Annotated in this window: 18 protein-coding genes and 1 other annotated feature; of the genes, 10 read left to right on the top strand and 8 right to left on the bottom strand. The window is 45.5% G+C overall.

The features are described 5' to 3' along the window. Nucleotides 1-306: 306 nt before the first annotated feature. A complete protein-coding gene (locus tag J4N42_RS05760; protein ID WP_252030451.1) occupies nt 307-693 on the bottom strand; it encodes a transporter in 387 nt (128 codons plus the stop codon). 221 nt (nt 694-914) lie between these two features. Beyond that, on the bottom strand, nt 915-3,260 hold the full coding sequence (locus tag J4N42_RS05755; RefSeq protein ID WP_252030450.1) for a helicase-related protein: 2,346 nt from the start codon (nt 3,258-3,260) through the stop codon (nt 915-917). A gap of 156 nt (nt 3,261-3,416) precedes the next feature. Between J4N42_RS05755 and J4N42_RS05750 the strand changes: the two genes are divergently transcribed. The 3 genes from J4N42_RS05750 (at nt 3,417) to J4N42_RS05740 (ending at nt 6,345) form a co-directional block, all read left to right on the top strand. Continuing rightward, nucleotides 3,417-5,105: an NAD-dependent malic enzyme gene (locus J4N42_RS05750; protein ID WP_252030449.1), complete on the top strand. Its 1,689-nt coding sequence runs from the start codon at nt 3,417-3,419 to the stop codon at nt 5,103-5,105. A gap of 119 nt (nt 5,106-5,224) precedes the next feature. Beyond that, a complete protein-coding gene (locus J4N42_RS05745; RefSeq protein WP_252030448.1) occupies nt 5,225-5,548 on the top strand; it encodes a DUF3392 domain-containing protein in 324 nt (107 codons plus the stop codon). Continuing rightward, a complete protein-coding gene (locus J4N42_RS05740; RefSeq protein ID WP_503034610.1) occupies nt 5,521-6,345 on the top strand; it encodes a SanA/YdcF family protein in 825 nt (274 codons plus the stop codon). The genes J4N42_RS05745 and J4N42_RS05740 overlap by 28 nt, the downstream gene beginning before the upstream one ends. Nucleotides 6,346-6,364: 19 nt before the next feature. Here J4N42_RS05740 and J4N42_RS05735 read toward each other — a convergent pair whose 3' ends face one another. After that, nucleotides 6,365-7,666, bottom strand: a complete 1,302-nt coding sequence (locus J4N42_RS05735) for a GGDEF domain-containing protein (RefSeq protein WP_252030446.1) — start codon at nt 7,664-7,666, stop codon at nt 6,365-6,367. 284 nt (nt 7,667-7,950) lie between these two features. On the opposite strand from J4N42_RS05735, the gene J4N42_RS05730 reads away from it, so the two are divergent. Continuing rightward, complete coding sequence (locus J4N42_RS05730; RefSeq protein ID WP_252030445.1) at nt 7,951-8,778, top strand: DUF2797 domain-containing protein; 828 nt, start codon at nt 7,951-7,953, stop codon at nt 8,776-8,778. 73 nt (nt 8,779-8,851) lie between these two features. Here J4N42_RS05730 and J4N42_RS05725 read toward each other — a convergent pair whose 3' ends face one another. Further along, nucleotides 8,852-10,093 (bottom strand): cysteine desulfurase-like protein, encoded by a 1,242-nt coding sequence (locus J4N42_RS05725; RefSeq protein ID WP_252030444.1) that lies wholly within the window; start codon nt 10,091-10,093, stop codon nt 8,852-8,854. Then, nucleotides 10,071-10,709, bottom strand: coding sequence for a 2OG-Fe dioxygenase family protein (locus J4N42_RS05720; RefSeq protein WP_252030443.1), 639 nt, complete (start codon nt 10,707-10,709; stop codon nt 10,071-10,073). Before J4N42_RS05720 ends, J4N42_RS05725 begins: the two co-directional genes overlap by 23 nt. A gap of 426 nt (nt 10,710-11,135) precedes the next feature. Here J4N42_RS05720 and trxB point away from each other — a divergent pair, with 426 nt between their 5' ends. The 3 genes from trxB to cydC all read left to right on the top strand — a co-directional run bounded on the left by trxB (nt 11,136) and on the right by cydC (nt 15,714). After that, nucleotides 11,136-12,098, top strand: a complete 963-nt coding sequence (gene trxB / locus J4N42_RS05715; protein WP_252030442.1) for a thioredoxin-disulfide reductase — start codon at nt 11,136-11,138, stop codon at nt 12,096-12,098. A gap of 114 nt (nt 12,099-12,212) precedes the next feature. Next, nucleotides 12,213-14,000, top strand: a complete 1,788-nt coding sequence (cydD, locus tag J4N42_RS05710; protein ID WP_252030441.1) for a heme ABC transporter permease/ATP-binding protein CydD — start codon at nt 12,213-12,215, stop codon at nt 13,998-14,000. Beyond that, nucleotides 13,993-15,714, top strand: coding sequence for a heme ABC transporter ATP-binding protein/permease CydC (gene cydC, locus J4N42_RS05705; RefSeq protein ID WP_252030439.1), 1,722 nt, complete (start codon nt 13,993-13,995; stop codon nt 15,712-15,714). Before cydD ends, cydC begins: the two co-directional genes overlap by 8 nt. A gap of 236 nt (nt 15,715-15,950) precedes the next feature. Here the strand turns inward: cydC and rluB are convergent, their stop codons facing one another. The 3 genes from rluB to rnm form a co-directional block, all read right to left on the bottom strand. Further along, the gene (gene rluB, locus J4N42_RS05700) at nt 15,951-16,892 is read right to left on the bottom strand and encodes a 23S rRNA pseudouridine(2605) synthase RluB (RefSeq protein ID WP_252030438.1); all 942 of its coding nucleotides are present in this window, start codon (nt 16,890-16,892) and stop codon (nt 15,951-15,953) included. 110 nt (nt 16,893-17,002) lie between these two features. Continuing rightward, nucleotides 17,003-17,623 (bottom strand): L-threonylcarbamoyladenylate synthase, encoded by a 621-nt coding sequence (locus J4N42_RS05695; protein ID WP_252030437.1) that lies wholly within the window; start codon nt 17,621-17,623, stop codon nt 17,003-17,005. Between the two features lie 89 nt (nt 17,624-17,712). After that, nucleotides 17,713-18,561, bottom strand: coding sequence for an RNase RNM (gene rnm, locus J4N42_RS05690; protein WP_252030436.1), 849 nt, complete (start codon nt 18,559-18,561; stop codon nt 17,713-17,715). 84 nt (nt 18,562-18,645) lie between these two features. Between rnm and trpL2 the strand changes: the two genes are divergently transcribed. From trpL2 to J4N42_RS05675, 3 genes are all read left to right on the top strand, one after another. Beyond that, a complete protein-coding gene (gene trpL2 / locus J4N42_RS05685; protein ID WP_252030435.1) occupies nt 18,646-18,771 on the top strand; it encodes a tryptophan operon leader peptide in 126 nt (41 codons plus the stop codon). Beyond that, nucleotides 18,718-18,820, top strand: a sequence feature (Trp leader region). It overlaps the preceding gene by 54 nt. 127 nt (nt 18,821-18,947) lie before the next feature. Beyond that, complete coding sequence (locus tag J4N42_RS05680; protein WP_252030434.1) at nt 18,948-20,516, top strand: anthranilate synthase component 1; 1,569 nt, start codon at nt 18,948-18,950, stop codon at nt 20,514-20,516. Nucleotides 20,517-20,532: 16 nt separating this feature from the next. Next, nucleotides 20,533-21,141, top strand: coding sequence for an aminodeoxychorismate/anthranilate synthase component II (locus J4N42_RS05675; protein WP_252030433.1), 609 nt, complete (start codon nt 20,533-20,535; stop codon nt 21,139-21,141).

Genomic DNA, 21,141 nt, shown 5'->3' with positions numbered 1-21,141 from the left:
ATAGTCTTCAACGAAGTATAAAACGATTTTAATCCGGGGCGCGTAGCCGAACCCTTCGGGCAGCCTTTGTGGTTCATTTCTACTGCGTTATCGGCTTCTCATGTAGGCTAGCTACACATCAAAGCCTCTGCCTTGTAGAAATCTTCCACAAAGTGCTGCAAAAATCAGCTCGAAAGATCAACAGACCCTAGCCTCTATTTATAATAGACTAACTCGTATTTTCTGATGAGATTTTGAGCACAAAAAGTGCGAAAAATGAATAGATTAGCGGCAGCCCACCAATAGGTAGCCTGCCAGTAATATCAGTTAGTGAAGATTGAGTTCGATCAGGAACTCTTCGTGGGAAGTTGGGGAAATTTGAACACTGCTTTTCGATTTAATCATTTCGATTTGGTCTGAATCCAGTGTATAAGGCATCACCAATTTTAACTGGCTGATCCCTTCGTACTTAGCAAGTTCGCACAGTGTCACTAAGTTTGACTCGTCGCTACGGCTTGCCGATAAAGACTTCAAAGCCGCTTCCCACAATCGGTCTTGGGGCGTGCTTAGTTCTTTTATATTGTCTCGCCACATCAAACTGAAGATTGGCGCAAACGTACTCATTGCCTCTAAAAACGTCCATTTCTTACTACACGAGGCGCCAAGAAATGATGTGTAATCAAACTCTACACATTGTGCTTCCTGATGTTCCATATCGTTACCCTCGATAACTAGCAATACAATGTACTTAATATCATCCAACCAAGTTGTTATAGCAATAGGATATAAAACATTAGTCTTTTATGACTAAAATAAAGGATGAAATGGTATATAAAAACCAGTTTAGTAACAAAGTGTGTACACGTTTTCTAAATCTTTGTCGGAAAGATTAATATTTCGAAGAACAAACAAATAACCCTACTTAGCAAGATTTTCTACTTAATGTCTACGATTCGACTGGCTTTCTTATACTGAATTCTCCAACCTTTCCACACTGGTAGCTCCCAACGTTTTGGGTCTTTCTTGCGCAGGCCATTTTCGTATACCACATAAACGAGTTTGCGTTTCGGCATATACTCCACACTGACGTTGAGATCCCCCAATGCCAAACGTAGAGGGTATTTTTCAGCGAACTCTTGATACTCCCAGTATGGAATGCCTTCAAACTGAAAATCTTCTTCACTGAACAGCGCAAGGTCTTCGATCGATTCTAGCTCAAGCATAGTAAGTTGTTCGCAAAACCAACGTTCAAAATCCAAATCTTGATGACACTCAACATCGGCGAGCCCTAGCTCTACATAAAGCCGCCAGTGCTGTATTTGTTGCTGCAATTTTTCGGCAAAGCCTGGGAATATTTCCCCGCTGAGTACTGAATCTAGGATAGGTTTTAGGGCCAGTTCACCCTGAACCTCTACTCGCTTACTCATCACTGAGCGGCCAGCATAAACCAGCTCTAGTGCACTGTAAGCAGTTCCATTCTCTACAGTACTTTCACCCTGAATCCACTCTCCTATCTCCAATGCCGCGAATAGGCTCAGGGGCACGGGCATCACAACAGTCGCCAAATTTAGGGTCTGCTTTACACCTCGGCCTGGTAAACTATGAGTGTCCAACACCAACATCGCTTCGTGCTTGTCTGTCACACGGCTATTTCTTGCTGGTAACACTTCCATGACACCATTACCGAATGCCTCTCGACGTTTCACCCTGCGCACAAACAATAGTTCTGGATGTAGTCGTGCAATCTCTTCCGCTAAGGTATGCCTTTCGAATCGCGAAGCGACACACAAGCTTGGTAGTTCAAACAACTCACGCATTTGTGCAGCCAAACCTCGGGCTTCTTTTACTGCTTCTTGATCAACACTAACACCAGGAAGATCGTCTCCGCGCACTAGTCGAATAAGTATACTTGCATCGCAACCAAACGGTTCTTCACGAAGTAATGCCTCTACATTATCGGCATTACTGCTCAGAGTATAAAGAGAGGCTGGTACTGCCAGAGCTGCTGCCAAATCTACCATTGCCTCTTTCACCGCTTTTGGCTCTGAGCGAGTAACCAGATCGGCATACAGTGCATCGATAGGCAATGGGGAGAGTTTTGTACCATGCTCTGTAACTGTGCCATCTTCGTCAATCGCCCCCATATCTCTTAACACCAAGCTTGCAGCTTCAAGAGACTTTTCAGGAATCGTGTCTAACCAATCCAAATCTTGAAGTTTATAACCGCATGTCGCGGCTGCTAGCATTGGTTCTGTTAGCCCCTCTCGCTGAAGCTCCGGAGGTGTTGCGGCTTCAAGGGCTGCATGCTTTCCATACAATCGGATACACTCTCCCTGCATAACACGGCCCGCGCGGCCCATTCTTTGTTTAGCACTGGCCTTGGAGATATGCGACAACATTAAGGTAGACCGGCCGTTACGTTGGACGGTGCGCCTTTCTAAGCCACTATCTATCACGGTCGAAATATTCGGTATAGTGAGAGAGGTTTCCGCCACATTGGTCGCGAGCACAACCTTACGTTGGGGCTGCTTAGTTAGAGCAAGGAGTCGCTGTTCATCAGACACGGACGCATGTAGAGGCACAATCAGTAATTGTGGGAACGACTTGAGTGTAGCTGCACACTGGGCGATTTCTTTTCTTCCAGGCAGGAAGACCAGTATATCAGCCCCATCAGTGAGCAGTTGGCTTGCGACTTCTTGATGAACGCGTTGCTCAATATTTTTGAGTTGAGGCAAATGGTGGGAGTCGACCGCTCGATGTTCAACCGTAACATCGAAGTGCCGCCCTGACGCATGCAGCCTATCTGCGCCCACATAACGAGCAAGTTTTTCACCTTCGATCGTAGCAGAAGTAATCACTAGACGATGTGATTGGCTCGCTTTGAGCATCGCTACCAGCAGGTCAGTATCCCAACGCCGTTCATGAAATTCATCAACCAAGACGATATCGAATGCTTTTAGTTTGTTCTCAGCAAACCATTTCAGTGCCACACCTGGAGTCACAAACACCACTTGGCTCTGATCAGAGTACACATTCTCTAACTTGATCGCGTAGCCTACTGACTCGCCTAGTTTTTCGCCGCGCTCTTGGCTAAGGAACTGGGCAAGAGACGTGCAGGCTATTCTTCGTGGCTCAATAACCAGCACTCTTCCTTGCTCACTAGCCCACATTGGTAATCGAGTTGATTTCCCCGATCCTGTTTCGGCTTCTACAATTAAATGAGTCTGCGGTAATCGCTGCAAAAACGATTCTTTGAGGGTGTCGATAGGAAGGCGGGACATGGCTTTTTTTAACAATTTTGTAAATTGTGACTATTATACTCTTATCCGCTTGTTTGAGCGAAAGATATCAATCCACAAAAACCTCATTTCTGTTTACAATACGGTGACGAATCCCTATCATTTTCGGGTTCCCTTCCACCCTACAATAGGCCAACAATGAACAACGATAAACGCCCTCTATATATCCAGTACGCTGGACCTGCGCTATTGAGCACCCCTCTTCTGAACAAAGGCAGTGCATTCTCTGCCGAAGAACGCAGTTCTTTCAACCTTGAAGGGCTTCTTCCAGAAACCACAGAGACCATTCAAGAGCAAGTTGAACGTGCATATCAACAATATCGTAACTTCGAAAGCGATATGGATAAGCACATCTACCTACGTAATATTCAAGATACCAACGAAACGTTGTTCTATCGCCTAGTTCAGAATCATATTTCTGAGATGATGCCTATCATTTACACGCCAACTGTGGGTGCAGCGTGTGAGAACTTTTCTAATATTTACCGTCGTGGACGTGGCCTATTCGTGTCATACGCTAACCGCGACCGTATCGATGACATCCTAAACAACGCATCGAGCCACAATGTTAAAGTCATCGTTGTTACCGATGGTGAGCGTATCTTAGGTCTTGGCGACCAAGGTATCGGCGGAATGGGGATTCCAATTGGTAAGCTGGCTCTATACACAGCGTGTGGCGGTATCAGCCCAGCGTATACACTACCAATCGTTCTTGATGTCGGTACAAACAACCCTCAACGTCTTGCTGACCCAATGTATATGGGCTGGCGTCATCCTCGTATCACAGGCGCTGATTACGATGCCTTTGTTGAAGAGTTCATCCAAGCTGTTCAACGCCGCTGGCCTGATGCACTCATTCAGTTTGAAGATTTTGCGCAGAAAAACGCGATGCCACTTCTAGAGCGCTACAAAGATCGCATCTGCTGTTTTAACGATGACATCCAAGGTACTGCTGCAGTTACAGTTGGCTCACTACTTGCCGCTTGTCAGGCTGCTGGCAGCAAGCTATCAGAGCAACGCATCACCTTCTTAGGTGCTGGCTCTGCTGGTTGTGGTATTGCGGAAGCGATCATTGCGCAAATGGTGTCTGAAGGGATCAGCGATGCGCAAGCACGTTCTCAAGTTTACATGGTTGACCGTTGGGGCTTGCTGCAAGAAGGTATGCCGAACTTACTCGACTTCCAGCAGCGTTTGGTACAGAAAACCGCAGACACTAAAGATTGGGAATGTGAAGCCAATGGTTTCTCGTTGTTTGATGTTATGCACAATGCAAAACCAACTGTACTTATTGGTGTTTCGGGTGCTCCGGGTCTATTTAGCAAAGAAATCATCCAAGAGATGCATAAACACTGTGAACGCCCAATTGTATTCCCTCTTTCTAACCCAACGAGCCGCGTAGAGGCAACACCTAACGATATTATTCGTTGGACTAACGGCGAAGCACTCGTTGCAACAGGAAGCCCATTTGAGCCTGTGGTTCATGATGGTAAAACGTACCCAATCGCACAGTGTAACAACAGCTACATCTTCCCTGGCATTGGCCTAGGTGTATTAGCAGTGAACGCAAAACGTGTCACAGACGAAATGTTAATGGAGTCTAGCCGCGCACTTGCAACTTGTTCACCACTAGCCATCAACGGTCAAGGTGCACTGCTACCGCCACTAGAAGCGATTCACTCGGTATCGAAGAAGATCGCATTTGCCGTAGCGAAGAAAGCGATTGAGCAAGGTGTGGCATTAGAGATCACTGACGAAGCGCTAGAATCTGCTATCGATCAACACTTCTGGCAACCAGTTTACCGCCGTTATAAGCGTACTGCGTTCTAATCTTTGAAGTTGATACAAAAACCTCGCCTAGTGCGAGGTTTTTTCTTATTCGGTATCTTTTATGGCCAGCAGGCTTCGTGATAATCTCTTAGCTCTCTTTGAATGACACTTCTGATGACATGCCAAATTTCTTAAATACTCTAGGTGGCTATTTCGTCCCGTACCTTTCAGAAATATCAACCGCTTTGATTGCATGTGCATTGGTCATGTTTGGCGGCGAAATTAATCGAATGCTAAGAAATGCTCTTCGCATGCAGCATTTTCTGATCCGCACTTCTGTATTTATCTTGATAAACGCATTTGGTTACGGCTTAATCATTGTAAAAGCAACACCTTACCTTGCTCGGACACTGCTCGATTTAGAGCGGGGCATCATGTTTAGCATTATTATAAGTAGCTTCATTGTTATCGGAATATGGGCTCAGAAGAACAGACAAATCTAATACAGCGAGTCGCAATTCGAGTTACTCAACTCGTCTCTTTTACTGCACTCAAGAAAGGACTCAAAATTTGCTTAGCAGCATTGCTGTTGATGGCGGTCTTCGTAGTGCTCATTGACCGTTGGGTAAGTTGGGGGACTTCTGACTCCATCACGACTAACACCAGCGAGATAGATAATTACGATGTGGCCGTGGTACTAGGAACGAGCAAGTATCTAGGTCGAGTTCTTAACGAATACTATTCACATCGAATGGACGCGGCCATTGAGTTATTTCATCAAGGTAAAGTCAATAATCTACTGCTTAGTGGCGACAACGCTCACCGCTCGTACAATGAGCCTTGGACGATGAAACGCGACTTACTCAAAGCCGATATCCCCGAACAAAATATCTACCTAGATTACGCTGGGTTCCGAACCCTCGATTCCGTCGTACGAGCGAAAGAAATTTTCGACACTGATGACTTCCTTATCATTACACAACGCTTTCATTGTGAACGTGCCTTATTTATCGCCAAGTACCACGACATCAATGCTCAATGCTTAGCCGTGCCCGGGCCTATCAATCATTCAGGATTAAAAATACGATTGCGAGAAGTGTTTGCTCGAAGCAAAGCGTTTTTAGACTTGTTCATCATCAATACGCAGCCACGATTTTTAGGTCCAAAAGAACCTATTGCCAAATCGAATTTAACCGAGCCCGAGTTTTCCATATCACAAGCGGAAGCGACTTTGAGCCTTGAAGGTATCGACCCGAATGTCAGCACTTCAAGTACAAGTGACGCTGAAACCGAAAAGTGAGCAGTGCGAATTACCGCAGCTACTCACTGATGTGAACTTGGTTTCGACCGTTATGCTTAGCGATATAGAGCGCTTCATCCGCTCTCGCAATGGCCTCCGTTGCCTTCCCTGATCCTAGCTCAGCAACACCAATACTACAGGTGAGCACTTCCCCATGAACCCAAATGTGATTTTCGACGTAAGTACGGATGCGCTCCGCCAATTTAGCGGCTTCTTCTAATCCCGTATCAGGGCAGAAAACGATAAACTCTTCTCCTCCCCAACGAACTAACCGGTCCTGTTTTCGCACCACACTTAGAATCACCATCACGAACTCACGCAAAATGTCATCACCTAACGCGTGACCAAATTTGTCGTTAATATTTTTGAAGTAATCAATGTCTAGGTACAGGACTGACAATTGGCGGTGATTTGGGACATTTATTGTCCCATAACTTTTCATCCACTCACGGGCTGCATGGCGGTTCATCGCCCCCGTTAGTGCATCTCGGCTAGCGAGCTCTGCAAATTCGAAGTTCTGCGCGCGCAATGAGCGGTTAATATTCTTTAAGTGGGCTTGCCTTAAGTTCGCTTGGTGAATCATTCTTCGATTACGCCGGATTTCACCAAAGGTCAGAAGGCTGCCAATCGTCACCCAAACGAACAAAAGCCCCATAAAGAGGTCTTCACCTTTGATATAGTCGCCGATAAACTCAATACGATTAATCGACATCTGATAGCGCCCAACTTCTGTTGCTGAACCTGTCGCGAATTCAATCTTATTGATATTGCTAAATTCTGGTGCCGAGTGCTTAATGCCTATATCGTTATCCGCTAACCACCATGTCATCACCTGTAGGCTCGCAAGTGGGATTTCAACCGTACCTTTACCATCTTGTGGCAAGTATTCGATGCCATTGTATTTATGGGTATATTCGTTATCCGGTACCGAGTATTCAGGGTTGTAGTTGCGCAGGTAAAAGCGCATACGCGGATCATCGCCGTCATCCAGAGCTTTAAAGTCTATATCTAGGCGAACAGTATGATATTGAGACAAATCCAAGCCGACTTCTGGATTTGGATTGATGTGAATGGAGACGCCACAGTATGGCCAAGGGTAATCATCACTGTGTTTTAAATCGCAATCCATCACAGGCTTACCGCTTCTTTGGTAAAGCTCAGAAGTTGAGTTGCCCTTACTCACCTGATCATTAGTTGCCAAAAAGCTGTATTGAGTTGGCAGTATCACCTTAGTTTTGGCGTCGCCATAGGCGTGGTAAAGCTGTACGACAATCAGTGTCATCACAACCAACACAAATACAGACTTATGTTTTAATTTCATTTACTGCTGATACTCCAGAGCCAGTTCAACATGAATTGCGCTGACGAATTTAGGCAGGCAATTGTAAGCTCTTAATAACGATATACTAAACAAATATCAGACTTTGCTGCCAATAATATCAGTAGCACGATGCTCTTTTCACCAGAATTCTAGAGTCACTTCAACAAACGCTAATACAGCACCAAACGCGTTAATGCTCTAAATTTTGAAATCGCCAATGAACATCCCATCTAGCGCCCACTTTTGATAAACTACGCACCTAAATAAAATTATAGAGCAATGTCATGTCTTTAATCGCAAAAGGTACGCTTCGAAAAATGCAAGCGTCTCTAGATGGTCAGGTGGAGTATCGCCTGCCAGTAGGTGATGAGTTGGTTTCCCTCAACCCATTTATCGGTAAATCACTTACACTGACTCACACAGGCAACATCTTCTGCTGCTCGTGTGGTAAAAAAACGAAGAAGAGTTATTCTCAAGGTCACTGCTTTGTTTGTATGAAGAAACTAGCAAGCTGCGACATGTGCATCATGAAGCCGGAAACTTGTCACTACGATCAGGGAACCTGCCGTGAGCCTGAGTGGGGTGAGGCTAACTGTATGGTCGACCACTATGTCTACCTGTCGAATACATCTAGCTTAAAAGTTGGCATTACTCGCCACACGCAAATACCAACACGTTGGATTGACCAAGGGGCGACTCAAGGCCTACCGATTTTTAAAGTGAAAACACGCCAGATCTCGGGCCTAATCGAAGTGGAACTTGCCAAGCATATCGCAGATAAAACCAACTGGCGCACGCTACTCAAAGGCGATGGTGAAGCCATGGCATTAGAAGAAAGGTTTGCTGAGTTGTTACCTTTAGTAGAAGACAAGATTGCTGAGATCAAACAAACTTTTGGTGATGATGCTATCGAAGTTTTAAGTGCCGACATCACGCCAATTGAATACCCTGTTCAAGCGCACCCAACGAAGATCACCTCTCACAACTTTGATAAGAATCCAGAGGTCACAGGCACTCTGCAAGGCATCAAAGGTCAATACCTGATTTTTGATTCGGGTGTTATCAACATTCGCAAGTTTGGCTCTTACGAAGTCGAAGTGTTCGACGAGTAAACTCAATCGAAATTCAATATCTGCAAAGCAGTATCAATAGTAAAAAGCCACCAAATGGTGGCTTTCTGTTTTATTACAGCACGCTACTCAGTGCGCTAAAGAAACGATCAATTTCTGCTTTAGTGTTGTAGTGCATCAGCCCTACACGCAATATGCCGCCTTTCTCCGTGATGCCTAGTGCATCAGTGAGTCGATCAGCATATAAATGACCGCTCCAAGTATAAATCTCATGTTCACCCAAATGCGCAGCCACATCTGCTGGATTAATGCTGCCAAACCTCAAAGCAAACGTCGCAGTGCGATTGTTTGAAGTAGACTCACCAAACAGTTCAATACTTGGGAACTCACTCAAGCGAGCTAAGAAGTAAGTTGCAAGAGATTGCTCATATTGATGAACGTTGTCATACGCAGACACAAGTTTAGCTCTAAGATCGCTCCCCTCACCTAAAGACGCGATATAATCAATCGCAGATGAGAATGCCGATAATGCTTCAAAGTTCAGTGTGCCAGTTTCCCAACAATTTGGGGCATGCTTTGGCGCAGGCTCTACTTTGTATGGTTGATACTTTTCAAGCATCTCTTTGCGGCCAAATAGAACACCCAAGTGAGGCCCGAAGAACTTATATGCTGAGCCAGCCACAAAGTCGGCTCCTAGAGCCTGTACATCAACAATCTGGTGAGGAAGAAGGTGAACCGCGTCGATAAATACGACACTACCATTCGCTTTCGCCAATCTGGTCACTTTCTCGATATCTACAATGGTTCCAGACAAGTTACTCGCAGCAGTGACGGCAACTAAACGCGTCTTTTCATTCAGCAGTAATTGCAGTTTATCTAGATCCAAATTACAGGTGTTATCTTTGACAGGTAAGTAGTGAACCTTAACCCCTTTGTCCTTTGCCGCCATCGCCCATGAAGAACGATTCGCGCCATGATCGGCATCGCTAAGAATAATCTCATCCCCAGCCTGCCACTCTTGGCTTATCGCACGGCTAAAGTGAAAAGCCATGGTCGTCATATTAGCGCCAAAAACGATCTCATCTTTTGACGCGGCCCCGAACAGTGCTGCAGCTTTAGTTCGACACTCATCCACTAAACTGACCGTATTTTCACTTACGGAGAATCGACCACCTAAGTTTGAATTCCCATGATTTAGGTAGATACCAAACCCAGCAATAACTGAAAGCGGAAGCTGAGTGCCACCCGGGCCATCAAAATAAACTGGAGTTTGGCCATTGTTTGTATTGTTTAGCGCAGGAAACTGCTCTCTAAGAGCTTCAACACTTTTCGCATTAAGCGGTAAATACAAAGACATCACGCACTCCTTTTTCACCGGCTTCGCTCGATAAGGTTTCTGAAATATGATGGAAAAAACGTGAGTCATTCAAAATAACAAACTGATTCTCTTCCAGCACCGTATTCAAGTGCGGATGCTGCTCTACAGGAGACGCGAAGATTTGGGTAAAGCCCCCAGCGATGTTCTTACGCTGTACACAGAAGATGCCTACAAAGCGGTATCCATCTTGGTGAATCCCTTCAGGAGCTGGGGCGCTGGTGGCATCAGAATCACAAGTGACTCTGATCTGATGAACGTCCACGACAGAGTTGTCCTTATCCGTTCCGGTTTTCTGCATAAATGATTTCAGTAAGTGCTGAAAATACGGCGTACTTACCATGTCATGGTCCATTTCAGCGAAGTCACGCTCTACATCGCCAACCACTCGGTTAAACTCCGATGACTGAAAAAATGAGCTGTGTGGCAGTCGCACCACATCCGAATTTTCCGCTTGAAAACGCGCGTAGGAGCGATAACGATGGTCGCTGTCGACATATTTGTCTGCTGGCAAGTCTTCAAAATAGGTAGAAAGTTGAGGAGCGATTGAACTCGGTGTTTGAAACGCTTCGATCAGAAATTTGTTTTCCATTTCCATGATAAGTCCCTGTATAGCTTACGCTTACTAAAGTTAACATTCGATTAACAACAAGGTTATTATCCCGCAAAAAATCCACACTTCAATACATAAAACCAAAAACAACTATATATTCTAGAATTAAAAACCAGCAAGCAATAAATTTAGGATTTATCACCATTAATTGAAATATATACGGAGTTTATATCTACTTATTAAATAAAAATCAGTATCATAATTTAATAGTCATCACATTTGGTCAAGATCTAACCTACTACATTAAGAGTCATTGCAACCTGCATAGGCGTGTAAGCAATAAGATTGATCGATAGATGAAAGCTATCTATGAAATAGCTTGAAACTATTTATATTTCTTGAAGTCAGCGAATATTATCCCTAGTATCAAATCAAAATTATTAAGGCCGTCATCGCTGAAATGGAGCCGCAATGAGCGACGTAAAACACTGTAATCTATTAATTCTTGGTTCGGGCCCTGCGGGTTATACCGCGGCTGTCTATGCAGCACGCGCAAACCTAAAACCTGTACTAGTTACTGGCATGCAACAAGGTGGTCAATTAACCACAACCACTGAAGTAGAAAACTGGCCAGGGGATCCTGAAGGTTTAACCGGCCCAGCACTAATGGATCGCATGAAAGAACATGCCGAACGATTCGAAACTGAAATGCTGTTCGATCACATCAATGAAGTTGACTTGAGTGAGCGCCCTTTCCGCTTAAAAGGCGACAGCGGCCAGTACACTTGTGACGCACTAATTATTTCGACCGGTGCATCGGCTAAATACCTAGGTCTTGAATCTGAAGAAGCATTCAAAGGGCGTGGTGTATCCGCTTGTGCAACTTGTGATGGATTCTTCTACCGTAACCAAAAGGTTGCTGTGGTAGGTGGTGGTAATACTGCTGTTGAAGAAGCGTTATACCTATCGAACATTGCTTCTGAAGTACACCTTATCCACCGTCGTGATACGTTCCGTGCAGAGAAGATCCTAGTGAAGCGCTTAATGGATAAAGTAGAAAACGGTAACATCGTGCTACACACAGACCGTACTTTAGATGAAGTGCTAGGCGACGACATGGGCGTGACAGGTGTCCGAGTGAAAGACACTCAATCTGACCTTACCGAAGAAATCGATGTAATGGGCGCATTTATCGCCATAGGCCACCAGCCAAACACCTCAATTTTTAAAGGTCAGCTGGAAATGAAAGACGACTACATCATTGTTAAATCTGGCCTAGACGGCAATGCTACTCAAACCAGCATTGAAGGTGTATTTGCTGCTGGTGATGTTATGGATCATAACTACCGCCAAGCAATCACGTCAGCAGGTACAGGTTGTATGGCTGCACTTGATGCCGAACGATTCCTCGACGCGCTAGCCGACAAATCGTAAATGTGATTTTTCACTTTTAGTTCAAAACCCTAAAGCCCAAAGGTATGCCCTTTGGGCTTTCTTTTGTATAATGCTTGGTTCACAACCAAGAATAATTATCATTAAGCCTTCTAAATGGATAAGAAAAAACAACGCAGCTTGAACAATTGGCTCAAGCAGCAGAGTAAGCTTGCAAAGCGCTGGCTTATGATTGCAGTGAGCCTAGGCGTACTTTCAAGTGTGTTTTTACTCGCGCAAGCCGCTCTTCTCGCCTCGATTCTTCACCAACTTATTATGGAACAAACCGACAAGTCAGAGCTTGTTCCTTATTTCTTTGGCTTAGCCGCAACCATTGCTGCGCGCGCAGGCTGCGCATGGGGTCGCGAAATTGCTGGCTTCCGTTGCGGTGAACAAATCCGTATATACATTCGCCAACTGATCCTAGATAAATTGAGAGAGCTAGGCCCGGCATACATAAAAGGCAAACCGGCTGGCTCTTGGGCAACCTTGTTGTTAGAGCAAGTTGAAGACATGCAAGATTTCTTCTCACGCTACTTGCCGCAAATGTCTCTGTCCGTTTTAGTTCCATTCGTTATTCTAGTTGTTGTCTTCCCGATTAACTGGGCAGCAGGGTTAATCTTCCTAATTACCGCTCCGCTGGTTCCTATTTTTATGGCACTTGTGGGCATGAAGGCTGCCGACGCTAACCGCAAAAACTTCAAAGCATTACAGCGCTTATCTGGTCACTTCTATGATCGTTTGCAAGCAATGACCACCATTCGACTCTTCGACCGTACTAAGGCCGAAACTGAGGTGCTCAAAGGTGCATCCGAAGTATTCCGTACCCGCACGATGGATGTTCTTAAAATAGCTTTCCTATCTTCAGCCGTGCTTGAGTTCTTCACCTCAATTTCGATCGCTATTACCGCGGTCTACTTTGGTTTTAGCTTCATTGGTGAACTGAACTTCGGTTACTACGGTACAGGTGTTACCTTATTTGCTGGCCTATTTATCCTTATCCTTGCGCCAGAGTTTTACCAACCACTTCGCGATCTGGGCACCTTTTATCACGCCAAACAACAAGCAGTAGGCGCGGCAGAAAGCATTGTCGAATTCTTAGAAACCGATGTCAGCAAAGTTCAATCAGGTCAACAAACGTTGTCAGCCATGAATAATATTGAGATTAGCGCTACAGACCTTAAGGTATTTAGCCCAGAAGGCACTCAATTAGTTGGTCCTATCAGCTTTTCGATTGACGCAAACAAAACAGCAGCTTTGGTCGGCCCAAGCGGCGCAGGTAAAACTAGCCTAATTAATGCCATACTCGGCTTTATGCCTTATGAAGGTAGCTTGAAGATCAATGGAACAGAGCTAAAAGATCTCAACCATAGCAACTGGCGAGAGCAAATCAGTTGGGTGGGTCAAAACCCTCTCCTACTCCACGGCTCTATTCGTGACAACATTACACTAGGTAAAGACGACGTCGGTGAACAAGCTATTGAAAAAGCGCTGAATGATTCGTTTTCTGCTGAGTTTGTTAACAATCACGGTTTGGATTATTTGGTATCCGATCGTTCTGGAGGCCTATCCGTAGGGCAAGCGCAACGCTTGGCTCTTGCGAGAGCGATGCTACAGAACGGGAACTTCTGGTTGCTTGATGAGCCAACCGCTAGCCTCGATGCCCGCAGCGAACGCTTGGTAATGGATGGATTGAAAGCTCAAACAACCGAGAAAACGACATTGATGGTGACTCATCAACTCGCACCATTGCAAAACGTCGAACAAATATTAGTCATGAAAGATGGACTGTTAGCCGAAGCAGGTAGCTTCGAGCAACTGGTTGAGCAACAAGGGTTGTTTAATCAAATGCTGCAGTCTAGCCAAGCACTGAACCAATCAAACAAGGGGAACTTAGATGCGTGATTTACTCCCTTACCTGAAGTTATATAAGAAGCATTGGTTTGGCTTGTCTCTTGGAATGCTGTTGGCATTTCTGACACTTTTCGCTTCGATAGGACTACTTACCTTATCAGGTTGGTTTTTGTCAGCCGCTGCTATTGCCGGTTTAACCATCGCACGTGAAACCTTTAACTACATGTTACCCGGTGCTTTTGTGCGTGGGTTCGCCATGGGGCGTACCGCTGGTCGTTGGGGCGAACGTGTGGTTAGCCACAACGCAACATTTAAACTGCTGACTGACCTACGCATTTTCTTCTTTGAGAAACTTGCGCCTCTCATGCCTGGGAAAGTCTCTAACCTTCGTGATGCCGACTTACTCAACCGTTTAGTTGCTGATGTTGATGCAATGGACCACGTATATCTGAGGCTGATAAGCCCGGTCACTGTTGGTGTATTCGGTATTGCGGCATTAACCGCTTTCCTTTGTTGGATAGATACCACACTCGGCCTCACACTTGGCGCTATCTTGCTTACCCTGTTACTTGTCTGGCCGATAATTTTCTATAAGCTAGGTAAACGCAACGGTACTGAGTTAACGCAGCACAAAGCGCAGCTGCGTGTGACCACTCTGGATTGGTTACAGGGTTACAGCGAACTGACTATCTTTGGCGCTGAAGAGCGTTACCGTAACGCAATTCTAGAAGCTCAAAATAGATTGGTGAGTAACCAATTCATCAATGCACATTTTTCCGGGTTAGCACAGGCGCTACTGATGCTAGCAAATGGCTGGACCTTGGTTTTAGTGATTTGGCTTTCAGCAGACGGAGTAGGCGGAAACGCACCTGATCCAATGATCGCCTTAATGGCCTTTGCAACAATGGCTAGTTTTGAGCTGTTGATGCCAATTGCCGGTGCATTCCAATTCCTAGGTCAAACACTTACCTCTGCTCGTCGACTTAACGACGTTATTTTATCAGAGCCAGACGTGAAGTTTGCCAAGACGCCTGTTGAATTGAATGGAAAGCACGATATTGAGTTTGACAATGTCACCTTCCATTATCCAGACGCTGAACAAAACGTACTTAAAGATATTTCTTTGTCAGTGAAAGGCTGCCAGCGCGTTGCGATTGTCGGTCAGACAGGGTCAGGTAAATCGACGCTCCTACAACTTCTAACTCGTTACTGGGATCCGCAGCAAGGCAGCGTATCCATTGCAGGTAAACCGCTAACTCAGTGGAATGAAAGCCAATTGCGCCAAACGATCAGTGTCGTGAGCCAACGTGTCGATATTCTGAATGGTACTCTTCGCGATAACCTTTCTATGGCTAACCCCGAAGCAAGCGACGAGTTGCTGAGTACAGCACTTAAAGAAGTTGGCTTAGAGAAGCTTTTAGATGACCAAGGACTGGACGCTTGGCTCGGTGACGGTGGCAGACAGTTATCGGGTGGTGAAAAACGCCGTATTGGTATTGCCAGAGCTCGTTTGCATGATGCACCAATCTTGTTGCTGGATGAACCAACCGAAGGCTTAGACAAACAGACCGAGCATCAAATCATGCAGTTGTTTGATACGCACTTTAAAGACAAAACGGTTATTTTCATCACACACCGTTTGGTCAACTTAGATCAAATGGACGCGATCTGTTTGATTGAGCAAGGCGAGATCGTTGAATATGGGCATCACAACGAACTCCTTGCGAGCCAAGGGCGCTATTTTCAGCTCACTCAAACGCTATAGATAAACCATAAATCTAAAACAATAATAATCAAAGAGCAGCCTCTACCGCTGCTCTTTTTCCTTCTGGACGTTTACTAGCCGGCAGCTTAACTTCTCCCATATCCAGTTAACTTCGCTCATATCTAGTTAACTTCGTATTGAGTTTGCTAACTACGCACGTTGCTATACCCACACTACAGATGTAAAAAAGCCGACAACATGAGTCGTCGGCTTTTTTGTATCAGTATCTTAAGCTTTTATCGGCGAGCTTTAGAGCGTGCGCCCTGCTCTCCAGCTGATTTCTTTGGCTTACGACGAGAAGGATTGTTGCTACGCCCTTTTGGTGCGCTCACTCTTTCTTCGTGACGCTTAACCGCACGGCGGATCTTCTGGCTACGAGAACGCTCACGCTTACGTGATGTGTTGTCTTTTGACTCATCAAGCATGGTGTTTCTTTCAGGGCGAAGTTCTACTAACTCACGTAGGTAGTTAACCTCTTTCAGGTCAAGCTCCATCCATCCACCACGAGGGAGTTTCTTATCTAGATAGATATCACCATAACGAACACGCTTAAGACGGCTTACTGTGGTGTCTTGCGATTCCCATAAGCGACGAACTTCGCGGTTACGACCTTCGTTAATCGCTACGTAGAAAGTATGGTTCATACCTTCACCACCTGCGTATACCACGTCTTCAAAACGCGCCATACCATCTTCAAGCTCTACGCCACGTACCAAGTTCTTTACTTTTTGCTCGGTCACTTCGCCGAACACACGCACTAGGTACTCACGCTCTACTTGACGACTAGGGTGCATCAGACGGTTTGCCAACTCGCCGTCAGTAGTAAATAACAAAAGGCCAGATGTATTGGCATCCAGACGACCAACAGAGATCCAGCGAGAGCCACGGATCTTAGGCAGACGGTCAAATACAGTACGACGGCCTTCAGGATCGTTACGTGTACATAACTCCCCTTCTGGCTTGTAGTATGCAAGTACACGGCAAACCACTTCTTCTGAAGCTTTTGCCGACACAGTATGGCCATCAATACGAATAATCGCACTTTCGTCCTCTAGGCGTTCACCCAGTTTAGCCACAATACCATTAACACTTACACGACCAGCTTTAATCAACGCTTCCAGTTCACGGCGTGAGCCATGACCAGCACGTGCTAAAACTTTCTGTAATTTTTCGCTCATTTATCTACCTAGTAATTGTCGTCTTCACAGACGTCGAATATGAAAAAATGCGACCCGAAATCGCGGCCGCATATTATCTCAAAACTCTAATGAAAAATCATCTACTTTCGTTATTCAAACGGGGTCGGATCGCCCGAACCAACACGGACTACAACCGGGTCATCTTCGCTGAAATCTACCACTGTTGTAGGCTGCTCGCCCAAGTAACCGCCGTTAAGAATACAATCAACCGCGTGCTCCAACTTATCGCGGATATCTTCCGGGTCAGATTCGGTATGCTCGTTGCCCGGTAAGATCAATGAAGTAGACATCATTGGTTCGCCCAAAGCTTCAAGTAAATCCAGCGCAATTTGGTTATCTGGAACGCGAATACCAATGGTTTTACGTTTCGCGTTCATTAGTCGGCGAGGTACTTCTTTAGTCCCTTTAAAAATAAAGGTAAACGGGCCTGGCGTATTGTTTTTCAGTAAACGGAATGCCGAGTTATCGACGCGTGCGTACAGCGAAATTTCAGAAAGATCGCGACACAGCAAAGTGAAGTTATGTTTATCGTTTAAGCGACGGATCTGACAGATGCGTTCTAGGGCTTGCTTATTTTCCAGCTGACAGCCGAGTGCGTAACCTGAATCCGTAGGGTAAACCACCACACCACCGTTACGAATGATTGCTACTGCTTGACTAATCAAGCGAGCCTGTGGGTTATCAGGGTGTACATAAAAAAACTGGCTCATTGTAATTCCTCATTATCGAGTCTCTCGACTCTATATTTTTTGGCGTATTATTTTACTTCTGGAATGCTCGGGGCTAACTGGTATTCCAATCAGTTGTTATTTGATTCGATACCCCAATCTTTCCAAACTGGCTCAACCCCAGAGGGTAACCATAGGTTTCTTCCCAGCTCCATCCACGGAGACGGGTAATGAAAGTCACTGCCTTGAGAGGCTAATAGTTTGTATTGTATAGCATAATCGGACAAGTTGCGTCTTTCTTGTTGCGCTTGTTGAGGTTGCGCGACTTCCATTCCATCGCCGCCCGCTTCAACGAAAGCCGCAAGCAATCGCTTAACCCATTTAGCAGTAAGATCATATCTGCCCGGATGCGCCAATACCGCTTGGCCACCCGCACTATGGATAGCAGTCACCGCGTCTGCCATAGAGCACCAATTAGGCGGGACATAACCAGGGTTATTTCGGGTAAGGTACTTCTTGAATACCTGTTGCATTGTTTTCGCATAACCATTGTCGACCAACCACTTGGCAAAATGTGCTCTAGTGATCGGTGCGTCACCGGCAATCAACTTAACTTCTTCCAACACCCCTTCTCGCGTCGCTTTTTGTAAACGATGGGCAATTAACTCTGCTCGAGAGTGGCGATGTTCCTTTTGCTGCTCAATAAGTTCACTGAGCGCCTTTGACTTTGGATCAATATTAAGACCGACAATATGAATGTCTTTATTTTGCCATACCGTCGAAAATTCGATGCCATTAATCAGCTTGATGGGCAGCTCGTTGTCGTCGATATACTGGTGTGCAATTGGTAATGCATCCACCGTATCGTGGTCAGTGATTGCTAGAACTTCAATGTCAAAGCTAAGAGCACGGTCAATGAGTTCACTTGGAGATAGGCGTCCGTCTGAGGCGGTGGTGTGGCTGTGTAAATCAATTCTCATAATTTTGCGTTTTTTTGTTGACTTTTCACCTCTGCACTAGTTAACTAGTACACAAATACGAAGTACCTAATTATCGGGCTGACCATGTTACAAGAATTTAACCAAAACCAGAAAGATAAAGTTACAGCTCTTTCAGCAATGAAAGGTAATACTGAGCTATCTTGGTGGCGCACTTGGGGACATTCTGGGTGGGCTTACGCGTATTTCTAAATCATAGAATCATTGTGAAAAAGCCCGCTTATTTAGCGGGCTTTTTTGTTTTGTCGAACACCTCACACTTTACTGACCAACAATTCACCAATCAAACCAGATTCTTCATTGGGTGAAAGTTTGCTTTATGCGACTATGTACGGCAGAAAGAGGTAAGCAATTGTAAAGGAGGTCTTGTGAACAAGGCCATTGAAATCAAAAAGCTAGGAAACATTGAAGTCATCAATACTTCTGTTCCTTATTCACAAGATCCAACAAGCTTGTTCCACACCCTGTGTGAGAACAAAACGGATAGCTTGCTGCTTGAGTCAGCTGAAATCGATTCCAAACAGGATCTGCAAAGCCTCCTGATCGTCGATTCTGCAGTACGCATCGTTTGCTTTGGTCATCAAGTAACATTCACAGCGCTAACCGATAACGGTAAGCACTTATTAGCGCACTTGAACGACAATATTCGACAATCTGTTGAAGCTTCTTTTAATGGAGAAGTACTGGAGCTGTCGTTTGAGAAGCCATGTGACACCTTGGATGAAGACTCTCGCCTACGTGAAGCATCGTCTTTCGACGCTCTGCGTTTGGTTCAGCATAGCTTCGATCTTACCAAGCAGCATAAACACGCCGTTTTTCTTGGTGGATTATTTGCTTATGACTTTGTAGCTAACTTCGAGCCTCTAGGGGATGCCGAGTCAGCCAACCAATGTCCAGACTATGTATTCTACGTTGCTGAAACGCTGTTAGTCGTCGATCACCAAACTGAATCATGTAAGCTTCAGGCAAGCCTTTTTGAACCTAATCAAGCGAATCGAGATTCCTTAGCGAGTCGTTTAGAGAGCATCAAAACTCAATGCTCTAATTTGATTACTTTACCCGCTGCGACTCAACTAGACAGCGTATCAGTAGAGCCAAGTGTATCCGATCAAGACTTCTGCCAAATCGTTCGAGATCTGAAGGAGTACGTGGTAAAAGGCGATGTATTCCAAGTTGTACCTTCTCGCCGATTCACTCTGCCTTGCCCTTCTCCTTTGGCCGCATACAAGGAGCTCAAGCAAAGTAACCCAAGCCCTTACATGTTCTACATGCAAGATGAACTATTCACTCTGTTTGGTGCATCGCCAGAAAGTGCGCTGAAATACGAAACGGAGACGAATCAAGTAGAAATCTATCCAATTGCAGGTACTCGCCGTCGCGGTAAGCGCCCAAATGGAGACATCGATTTCGACCTAGATAGCCGTATCGAACTTGAACTGCGTACCGACATGAAAGAAAACGCAGAGCACATGATGCTGGTTGACTTAGCACGAAACGATGTAGCACGTATCGCTCAAGCGGGAACTCGCCACGTTGCAGACTTACTAAAAGTCGACCGCTACAGTCACGTAATGCACTTGGTATCACGCGTTGTTGGTCAACTGCGTGAAGATCTAGACGCACTGCACGCATATCAGGCATGTATGAACATGGGCACACTAACCGGTGCACCAAAGATTCGAGCCATGCAACTGATTCGCGATGTAGAAGGCGCACGCCGCGGTAGTTATGGCGGTGCTGTGGGTTACTTAACGGGTGAAGGAACACTAGACACCTGTATCGTAATTCGCTCTGCATACGTTGAGAATGGTGTAGCTCAAGTTCAAGCTGGTGCGGGTGTGGTGTTCGATTCAGACCCACAAGCGGAAGCAGATGAAACCCGCGGTAAAGCACAAGCCGTAATCTCTGCCATTCAAACAGCGCATAAGTCACAATAAGGAATAGGGTTCAGAGATGGCTAATATCATTTTTATCGATAACTTTGACTCGTTCACCTACAACCTTGTGGATCAGTTCCGCTCGCTAGGTCACTCAGTCAAGATTTACCGAAACAACATCCCAGCAGAAACTATTGAGCAAGCGGTCAATGAGCTTGAAAATCCGGTGGTTCTTTTATCGCCGGGCCCTGGCGCTCCCTCTGAAGCAGGGTCAATGCCAGAGCTAATCCAACGCATGAAAGGCAAAGTGCCGATGATCGGTATTTGTCTTGGGCACCAAGCGATTGTTGAAGCGTACGGTGGCACCGTTGCTGGCGCGGGAGAAATCATTCACGGTAAGGTCTCTATGATGGAGCATCAAAACCATGCGATTTACCAAGACCTACCATCACCGCTTGCGATTGCACGTTACCACTCGTTGGTTGCAACTAAGGTTCCAGAAAACTTAACCATCACAGCAGAAGTAGATGACTTGGTGATGTCTGTCGTTCATGAGGAAGACAAAGTTTGCGGGTTCCAGTTCCACCCGGAATCTATTATGACGACCTACGGAGCAACACTGTTGGCCAATGCCATTGAGTGGGCACTCGAAGAACGAACTTCAGTTACCCCTGAGGCTGATTAA

The sequence above is a fragment of the Vibrio sp. SCSIO 43135 genome, from assembly GCF_023716665.1.
GTDB classification, from domain to species: domain Bacteria; phylum Pseudomonadota; class Gammaproteobacteria; order Enterobacterales; family Vibrionaceae; genus Vibrio; species Vibrio paucivorans.
This window is presented reverse-complemented; position numbering and strand designations above follow the sequence as displayed.